Here is a 9,449-nt window from a genome sequence, read left to right as displayed (position 1 = left end):
TAATACCAAGTTGCGTTCAAATGTATCATTTAGAATTTGAATTATTTTTTGTTTGAATGATGCATAAAATCTTTGCATAGCAATAGCTATGGAAAGATTTTATAAAGAAATACAAGCAAAAAAGAAACGAATTATATTGGTAGCTTTGAACACAACTTGGTATAAGTCTAAGTTAAAGTTGCTTTTTGCTTAGTAAAAAACAACAAATCTTGTAACGAAATATTATGCTTGACATGATGTTAATTTGGTATTAAATCCCATTTCTTGAAATCCCCTGAGCTCATCAGTAGAATAATAGAATTGTTTTTATTCAATTTTCCTATCCGTTTATCAAGTTTATTAATGTCAAAGAAAACTTCAATATTGGGATTATTAAATGCTTTTTGAATTTCATCAGCAGACATTAATTCTAATCTTTTCAGATTTACTGCTTCTTCATTTATAAAAACAAATATTTCATCAGCATCATTTGTAGTGTTTTTGTATTCAGGAATAAAATCTTTGTTTAAACTGCTGAAAGTATGTAACTCAAGGCAGGCAATTATTTTCCGTTCGGGATATTGTTCTTTAATTCCTTTTATGGTGGCTTTTACTTTTGATGGTGAATGTGCAAAATCCTTAAAAATTGTTAAGTCATCCGATTTATAAATTACTTCTAAACGTTTGCCTGCTCCTTGAAAATCACCAATACTTTTATAAAATTTATCATTGTTTACTCCAAGTTGCTCACACACTAATCGTGCTCCTTCAAGGTTTAAAAGATTATGACTGCCAAACATGTTCAACTCAAGAAATCCATTTTTTGTTTCTAATTTGAACTTTCCATTTTCTGCTTTGTAATCAGGAAAATCATAGGGTATTTTTTTAAAGTTTTTAAATTGATTTACAATTTTATTAAGCAATTTATCGCCTTTGTAATATATTAATACTGCATTCAGGGGAAGGCTTTCTATATAATCAATAAATTGTTTTTTATAGTTTTCAAAAGTTGGGAAAACATTCATGTGGTCCCATGCAATACCACTTATTAAAGTTATCTGAGGTTTATACCATAAAAATTTTGGTCGTTTGTCAATTGCAGAGCTCAAATATTCATCAGCTTCAAGTATGATGTTTGGGGCGGTGGTTGTTAATTTAACACTATTTTCAAAACCCTTTAGTTTTGCTCCTACAAGGTAATCGAAATCTTTTGAAGTTTTTGCTAGAACATGCATAACCATTGATGTAATTGTAGTTTTTCCATGACTTCCGGCAATTGCTACACGAGTTTTTTCTTTAGTGTTTTGATAAATTAATTCAGGGAAAGATTGTATTTTTAAACCTAGTTCAATGGCTTTTTTCAATTCAGGATTATCAGACTTTGCGTGCATTCCCAAAACAACAATGTCAATTTCTTTAGTTATTAAATTTGTATTCCAGCCTTTTTTATTTGGTAATAGTCCATTTTCTTGCAATCTGCTTTTTGATGGTTCAAAAAATTCGTCATCAGAACCACTTACTTCAAAACCATTGTTTTGTAATTCTATTGCTAGATTATGCATTATGCTTCCACCTATTGAAATAAAATGTACTCTCATATATTTGATTATTTATCTGTTTATTTGATTGTTAATTAAGTTTTTTTAACGAATTACAAAATTACAAATTTAATACAATCAAAATATTTTTCTTACCTTTGAAGCTTATAATATCAACATATTACAAATTGTTTAGAAACTAAGTATGAAAAGTTTTTTTTTAAATAAAAGATATAAAACATTAATTTTACCTTTATTATTTTTAATTATTTTATTTACTAATTGTAATGATGATGAGACTTATCATAATATTCCTGATGTTTACATTAATTATGAAATAAATCTAAATCTTCCTCAGTTCAATAATCTCGTTCATGCAGGAGGCTATGTATATATTGATAATGAGGGCTATAACGGATTGTTAATTGTTCATTATTATGACGATACATATATTGCTATTGAAAGAACTTGTACTTATGAGCCGTTAAAAGAATGCTCTGTACTTTATGTTGATGATTCAGGAATTTTTATCAAATGTGGTAAGGAAGAAGGGGATTGTTGTGATTCAAGGTTTCAAATGGATGGAACTGTAATGCATGGACCTGCAAAATATCCGCTTAGAACTTATAATCTTGTACATACAGGCGATAAACTAACAATTTCAAACTCATTTTAATAAAAATATGAGTGCAATGCTTATTTAGTATGAAGAAAAAGAAGCAAAGAGTAAAAAAGAAAAAAATAGTTAAAAATAGCAAAAGGCAATTTATGCCTTTACATATTGATGTTGCAGGAATGAAGTTTATTTCATTAATTTTAGTTTTGCTTTCCTTATTTTTTATTATTCGTATATTTGAATACATTTCAATTTCTGCAAGTCATAACCTTCCGTCAGGTAGTTTTGGATTGGAACTAACAGGATTCCTTTATGATTTAGTTTTTATTTTTCAGCTATCTTTTATTTTTCTTATTCCGTATTTAATATTATTTAATATAAAAAAACAATTGGGTACAGGATTTCTAATTGCTGTAATATTTTTGTTGACAATTATTTATGTTTCTTTTTCACAATATTTTATTAATCTACTAATTCCACTTGGGAAAGATATTTTTGGTTACTCAAAACAAGAAGTTATTGAAACAGTAAATGCATCGGTAGAGATGAACTTTTCAACTTTTTTACCTTTAATCTTATTTATTGGATTATTTATTTTTCTTATTTGGATATTTTACAAAATTGAAGCTCGAAGGTTTGTTTATATTACTTTCTGGTCAATTAGTTTTTTGTCAGTAATTTTTTATGGAAAACTTACACCAAAACCATATAACTTTGTTAAAGATGTTGAATATTTTATTGTTATAAATAAAGTGAATTACTTAGTATATCAGAGTCATGAGATATATAAGGAGAAACGTAAAGATCAATTTGCTTATGTAAATAATTATAGTAATAAAGGAAGCTCAAAGAGTAATTTAAAAGAAGGGATTTATAATAAAATAAATAAAGAATTTCCATTTTTAAGATATGAAGACAGTACAAATACCTTAGGAGAATATTTTGAAATTACTGATTCAAATTCCCCACCTAATATTGTTATAATAATTGTAGAAAGTCTTGCAAGAGCTTTCAGTGGACCTAATGCATACCTTAAAAGTTTTACTCCCTTTTTAGATTCATTACAAAAGCATAGCTTGTACTGGGAGAATTTTTTAAGTACAGGCGGAAGAACCTTTGCTGTTTTTCCTGCTCTTTTTGCTTCTGCACCAACAAGTAATAAAGGATTTCTGGAGTTGGGTGTGAATATGCCTGATCATTTGTCAATGATAAGTTTATTAAAAGATAACGGTTATTATTCTAGATTTATTTATGGCGGACATAGTGAATTTGATAATATGAATATATTTTTTAAAAGGCAAAAAATAGATAGAATTATTGATGAAAATGATTTCTCTTCAAAATATAAAAGAATGCCAAGTACAAACAGTAAAATGTCTTGGGGATATGGTGATTTAGAAGCATATAAATTCACTCTTGAAACTTTGAAAAATAGTCGTCAACCTTATCTTGAAATTTTTATGACTCTTTCTCTTCATGACCCTTTCAAAATTCTAAATCAAGAAAAATATTATAAACAATTTGAAAGGAAACTTAGTAGAATGAAACTTTTTGAAAATGAAAAAAATAAGTATAGAACATATAAAGAAAATTATTCTTGTATTCTTTATACAGATGATGCACTAAGATATTATTTTAATGAATTTAAAAAACGTGATGATTTTAATAATACAATTTTTATTATAACAGGTGATCATAGAATGATTCCAATACCTCATTCATCAAGGATTGATAGATATCATGTTCCGTTTTTTATATATTCTCCTTTATTAAAAAAAGCAGAAAAATTTTCTTCGATTTCAACACATAGAGATTTAACACCTACGCTTTTATCCTTTCTTAAATTTACTTATGGCTTAGATTTTCCAAATGTTGTTCCATGGCTTAGCACAGGGATTGATTTTACTAAACAATTTAGAAATGTTCACTCCTTACCAATTATGCGTACAAAAAATTCTATTGACGATTATCTTGATGGAAGATATTTTCTTTCAAATAATATTTTATATTCAATTACTCCTCATTTTGGGCTTGTTCCACAAAATGATCCATCAAAACTTGTTGAACTTAAAGGCAAACTAAGGGAATATAAAAAAGTTAATAAATATGCCTGTGAGAGTAATAAAATTATTCCTGACTCTTTAATTCATTAGGCTCTTATTTCTAATATTCGTGTTTTTTTTGGCAGAAAATATATAAAGGACAAAAACTGCCACAGACTACGTCTGCCGAAGACAGATTCACAGATTAAAAGGAATTTACTAGAATAAATTTTTACAAAGCAAAAACCAAAGGCAGTTCAAAATCTGTGAATCTGTGGCGGTTATTATTTTCCAGTTTATCCGGGTTCGGGGGTTATAAGAGTTTTTATTAGAATAGTAGCCGATTACGAAACTCAGATTCGGTATTACCTAAAATTGGTGATTTTACTTTTGCCATTTACAACAAGTTGTGAGAGGTTTATGGGTGAAATTTCCCTTTACCTACTTGGGCACAGTATTTTATTTAAACAAACTCTTGATTGTAATCATTGATAAAAACATTTTTCCGCTATCAGGTAATTTTATAAAACCAAATTTCTCATAATAATTTTCAGCATCATTGTCTAATGGGTCAACAATTACTGCAAAAGAACCAATACTCTTGGAAATTATATAACACCTTTTTAATGCATCTATAAGTAATATTTTACCGATACCTTTTCTTTGAAATTTCTTGTCTATGGCTAATCTTCCGAGTAAAGTTACTGGAATTGAAGTGTATGAATTTGGAAGTTTTCTCCTTAATTTTGGTGGTACAATTTCTTGAGATATACTATTGTTAGATATAGTGTAATATCCTTTTATGATTTCTGAATCTGTTAGTACAAAACAAACTGTAAGTTTTCTTTTTATATCCTGATTAGCCTGTTGATGAAGATATTTGTCTAGAATATCCTTTCCACACGAAAACTCCATTTTTCTGTGTATTGGGTTGAGAACCTCTGTTAATTGTTCCATTATGAAAATAAAGAATTAAAATCATTTGCTGCTGAAAACAATTCCTTGTTTGGTTTGTCCGGATTTGTAATGGCATCGAAGAATATTTCGCTATCTCGTTTTGATGCAATTATTCTCTCGCGTTCTTGAATGATTTCTTTTGCTTTCTTTTGAACAGTCGATATTACAAAGTCAGTAAGATTTCTATAACCGCCAAGAATTGCCGCTCTTTCAAAAAAGTCCTTTTGTTCTTTTGATAACCTTGTATCAAACCTTGCTTTATTTTCACTTGATATTCTCATTGCTTACTGTTTTTTCCTGCAAATGTACGTATATATTCCGTAACATGCAAACATTTATCCGTATATATTCCGTACAATGATTTCTGCAGATATTCCAACTAACGTCAAAGTTAATTGTTTAATTTACAGTCAATTAATAGTTCTCAATTTTGTTCATTTCAACCCTTTATTTTATCATTCGTTAGCTGAAAAACTCAACGGATTTTTCTCCGTAGGGGGATTACTTATTTTATCCTTATCAACAATTTTCTTAAAGCTATATCCTTGCTCAAAAAAGTATTCAAGATATTTTGGTAGTACAAATTTTAGGTTTTCAAATGCTTTAATACTATCGTGGAAAACAACAATGCTTCCCGTTTTTGTTTGTTTAATACTTTTTTGCAAAATAAAATTTGGAAAAAGGTCAGTGTCAAAATCGTTTGTCAGGACAGAATACATAATAATTTTGTATTTATTATCAAGTAATTTTGTGGCTTGTTTTGAAGAAATTCTTCCATAAGGTGGTCTGAACAATTTGGAATTTATAATTTCTGCACATTTTTCAACATTCTCAAAATATTTGTCAGTATCTGTTTCTCGATTATTCAAATGATTATAAGTGTGGTTGCCAACTGAATGTCCTGCATCAGTTATGCTTTTTAAAAGCTTAGGATTATTCTTTGCATTTTGACCAACACAAAAAAAAGTGGCTTCCGCATTATATTTTTCAAGAATTTCAAGTATCCATTTTGTTGCTGTTTCTGTTGGTCCATCGTCAAAAGTGAGATATAAAACCTTTTCATCTGAAGGAATTTCCCAGATAAAATTTTTGTAAATTCCATAAACAAACTTAGGGATACGAAAAATATGCATATTTCAAAATTATGAAATTATTAATAAATAGATTGTAAATATTGAAAAAATGTTCTTACTCTGTTATGTATTGCGAGTTTAGTATTTGCATTCCAAATTAATTATTTTTTATTTCTATAAACTCACCTCTCATCTCTCACCTCTCATTCCTCATCTCTCACCTCTCATTTCTCATCTCTCATTCCTCATCTCTCATCTCTCACCTTCTTCTTCAATAGGCTTAGTTTCATTTACAAATTTATAAGAAACTTTTAAGCATTTTTCATTTTCATCAGGCAAAGGAATTACTTTTGCAAACTTCACAAAATCGGATAATTCAAGAAATCCTTTTACTTCTTTATAAAGCTCTCCTTCTTTAATTTCTTTTGATAGATAATTCAATATTTCGGGTGTTGTTAAATCAGTTGCATTAAAATTATAAATATTTTCCATGTATTCTTTAATGATAAAGGACAATTCAAAATGATAATTTTTGTGATTACCTTTTTGCCAAACTTTTTTGTCTTCAAGCTCTCTGAGCTTCCTTATTGCAATTAAATGCGGAGGTATTTCAGGCTTTAGTTTTATTCCCAAAAATGTTTTGTTTTTTCTTCTCCTGTCAAAATAATAAATTGTTAAAGCAATAATTAGCAATGCGATTAATCCAATTAAATAGGGTAGGAGTTCACGAAAAGCAATAGGAACTTTTAATGGTGCTTTTATTGATTTTATTGACTTTGAGGTGTCAACTGCAATTGTTGAAACATTAATGATATAGGTATCGGTTTTTGCTATTTGAAAAATCGTATCTCCATAGTTTCTAAAACGGATAATTATTGACGGAATAACTTGTTGTCCGGAATCAAAATTTGTAATTGTAATATTTTGTTCTTTTGTTCTTTTATCATCTTTTTTTGATGAATCAATTTCTGATAATTCAACTAATTCAAATGAGCCAAGTGAATCAATTAGTGAAGGCCATAAAATCTCAATGTTTTTTGAATGATCAATTGTCAAAGTGTAATTAATCCAGTCTCCAATTGTGATATTAGCTGAATCTATTTCTGTTTTAATATGAAGCTGACCGAATGCAGAATTAAAAAACAAACTTAAGATTAAAAATATTATTGTTGTAGTTTTTTTGTTCATAGCTTTTTAAAAACTAATTTGTAAAATTACTGAAATCGTTTACCCCTTTTCTTAAAAAATTTGATTAAAGCAGAAACATAAGATTCACTTGTCTGAATATCTATCAATTCCGCACCACATTTTTTGAAAGATTTCTCCATATAATTAATATTCGAATTGTAGTAATCACTATAGTTTTTTCTTACAGATTTTTTATCAGCATCAATCCACATTGCCTTGCCTGTTTCCGGGTCATAAAAGCGAGTGAAACCAACAGGAGGTAATTCTTTTTCTCTGATATCGTAAATATGAATTCCTGTAAAATCATGCCTTCGTGATGCTATTCGCAATGCTTTATCATAATTTGAGTCAATAAAATCGGACATTAAAAAAGCAATAGAACGTTTTTTAACAATATTATTAAAATACCTGATTGCTTCCGAAATATCTGTCTTAGTGTTCTGGGGTTTAAAATTTAAAAGTTGCCTGATTATTCTTAAAATATGTTTTTTGCCTTTTTTGGGAGGAATATATTCTTCAATTTTATCGGAAAAGAAAATTACTCCAACTTTATCGTTATTGTTAATGGCAGAAAATGAAAGAACAGCAGCTATTTCTGTCATCATTTCATTTTTAAACATTTGCTGAGTTCCAAAATAATCAGACTGGCTTACATCAATTAAAAGCATTAAAGTAAGCTCTCTTTCTTCTTCATAAACTTTTACAAAAGGACTATTCATTCTTGCCGTTACATTCCAATCAATTGACCTCACATCATCACCATACTGATAATCTCTTACCTCAGAAAAAGAAATTCCCCTACCTTTAAATGCTGAATGATATTCGCCTGCAAAAAAGTGATTGGATAAACCCTTTGTTTTTATTTCAATATGTCTTACTTTTTTAAGTAATTCGTTGGTTTCCAATGTTACTAGCTTTTATTTGAGAAATTATTATTTTATAAAATATTAAGGAACATCTACGCTGTTTAAAATATCGTTTATAATATCTTCTGACAAAATATTTTCAGCCTCAGCCTCATAAGTAAGTCCAATTCTATGACGCATAACATCATGACAAACAGAGCGAACATCTTCGGGAATAACGTATCCTCTTCCTTTGATGAATGCAAATGCACGTGATGCTAATGCAAGATAAATACTTGCTCTTGGTGATGCTCCATGACTAATCAGATTTTTTATTTTTGAAATATTATGCTCTTCAGGTTCTCTTGTTGCAAACACAATATCAAGAATGTAATTCTCAATTTTTTCATCCATATATATTTCATTGATAAGATTCCTTGCTTTTAGAATTTCTTCAGGTTTTACAACATTATTTATTTTCTTAGGAAGCTCTGTTATATTTTGTCTCATAATTGATTTTTCTTCCTTTTTATTCGGATATGAAACTTTCACTTTTAACATAAACCTGTCGATTTGTGCCTCAGGTAAAGGATAAGTACCTTCCTGTTCTATTGGATTTTGTGTTGCCATTACAAGAAAAGGTTCATCAAGTTTAAAAGTGGTTTTACCTATTGATATTTGTTTTTCTTGCATCGCTTCAAGCAAAGCACTTTGTACTTTTGCAGGTGCACGATTAATTTCATCTGCAAGGATAAAATTTGCAAAAAGAGGTCCTTTTTCTACAATAAATTCATTTTTTGCTTGGTTATAAATCATTGTTCCTGTGAGGTCGGCAGGTAAAAGGTCGGGAGTAAATTGTATTCTGCTGTATTTTGCTCCTATGCATTGAGAAAGAGATTTTATTGCAAGTGTTTTTGCTAAACCGGGAACACCTTCAAGAAGAATATGCCCTTGTGATAAAATTCCTATTAATAGACTTTCAAGCATATGTTTCTGACCTACAATTGTTTTGCCTAGCTCCATGTTTAATAGGTTTATAAAGGAACTTTCATTTTTGATTTTCTCATTTAGTTCTCTTATATCAGATGATGGTAAGTTTGTCATATTTTATCTTTTTTATATTGAATAAAATTTGAATTTTAAAGTGGAATTTTTGAGCAAATTTAATGCCTTCATAAAAAATTGAGAATTGAGGAATGAGGAATTAGAAA

The 9,449-nt window shown here is 28.7% G+C and carries 9 protein-coding genes; 2 read left to right on the top strand and 7 right to left on the bottom strand.

The genetic code is table 11. From position 1 onward, the window contains the following. Positions 1–239 precede the first annotated feature (239 nt). The gene (locus U9R42_11490; protein MEA3496647.1) at positions 240–1,577 is read right to left on the bottom strand and encodes a Mur ligase family protein; all 1,338 of its coding nucleotides are present in this window, start codon (positions 1,575–1,577) and stop codon (positions 240–242) included. A 145-nt stretch (positions 1,578–1,722) separates the two neighbouring features. Here U9R42_11490 and U9R42_11485 point away from each other — a divergent pair, with 145 nt between their 5' ends. After that, a complete protein-coding gene (locus U9R42_11485; GenBank protein MEA3496646.1) occupies positions 1,723–2,193 on the top strand; it encodes a hypothetical protein in 471 nt (156 codons plus the stop codon). Positions 2,194–2,285: 92 nt separating this feature from the next. Then, complete coding sequence (locus U9R42_11480) at positions 2,286–4,286, top strand: LTA synthase family protein (protein MEA3496645.1); 2,001 nt, start codon at positions 2,286–2,288, stop codon at positions 4,284–4,286. Between the two features lie 348 nt (positions 4,287–4,634). On the opposite strand, the gene U9R42_11475 is transcribed toward U9R42_11480, so the two are convergent. The 6 genes from U9R42_11475 to U9R42_11450 form a co-directional block, all read right to left on the bottom strand. Next, the gene (locus U9R42_11475; GenBank protein ID MEA3496644.1) at positions 4,635–5,132 is read right to left on the bottom strand and encodes a GNAT family N-acetyltransferase; all 498 of its coding nucleotides are present in this window, start codon (positions 5,130–5,132) and stop codon (positions 4,635–4,637) included. After that, complete coding sequence (locus U9R42_11470; protein MEA3496643.1) at positions 5,132–5,413, bottom strand: DUF1778 domain-containing protein; 282 nt, start codon at positions 5,411–5,413, stop codon at positions 5,132–5,134. Before U9R42_11470 ends, U9R42_11475 begins: the two co-directional genes overlap by 1 nt. A gap of 174 nt (positions 5,414–5,587) precedes the next feature. Then, a complete protein-coding gene (locus tag U9R42_11465; GenBank protein MEA3496642.1) occupies positions 5,588–6,265 on the bottom strand; it encodes a polysaccharide deacetylase family protein in 678 nt (225 codons plus the stop codon). Positions 6,266–6,457: 192 nt separating this feature from the next. Then, entirely contained in the window at positions 6,458–7,393 is a 936-nt protein-coding gene (locus tag U9R42_11460; GenBank protein ID MEA3496641.1) for a hypothetical protein, read from the bottom strand. A gap of 26 nt (positions 7,394–7,419) precedes the next feature. Further along, on the bottom strand, positions 7,420–8,298 hold the full coding sequence (locus U9R42_11455; GenBank protein MEA3496640.1) for a DUF58 domain-containing protein: 879 nt from the start codon (positions 8,296–8,298) through the stop codon (positions 7,420–7,422). A gap of 42 nt (positions 8,299–8,340) precedes the next feature. Beyond that, positions 8,341–9,342, bottom strand: coding sequence for a MoxR family ATPase (locus tag U9R42_11450; GenBank protein MEA3496639.1), 1,002 nt, complete (start codon positions 9,340–9,342; stop codon positions 8,341–8,343). Between the last annotated feature and the right edge of the window lie 107 nt (positions 9,343–9,449).

It is taken from the genome of Bacteroidota bacterium, assembly GCA_034723125.1.
GTDB lineage: Bacteria > Bacteroidota > Bacteroidia > CAILMK01 > JAAYUY01 > JAYEOP01.
The sequence above is the reverse complement of the archived record's forward strand: the minus strand, read 5'-3'. Positions and strand labels throughout refer to the sequence as shown.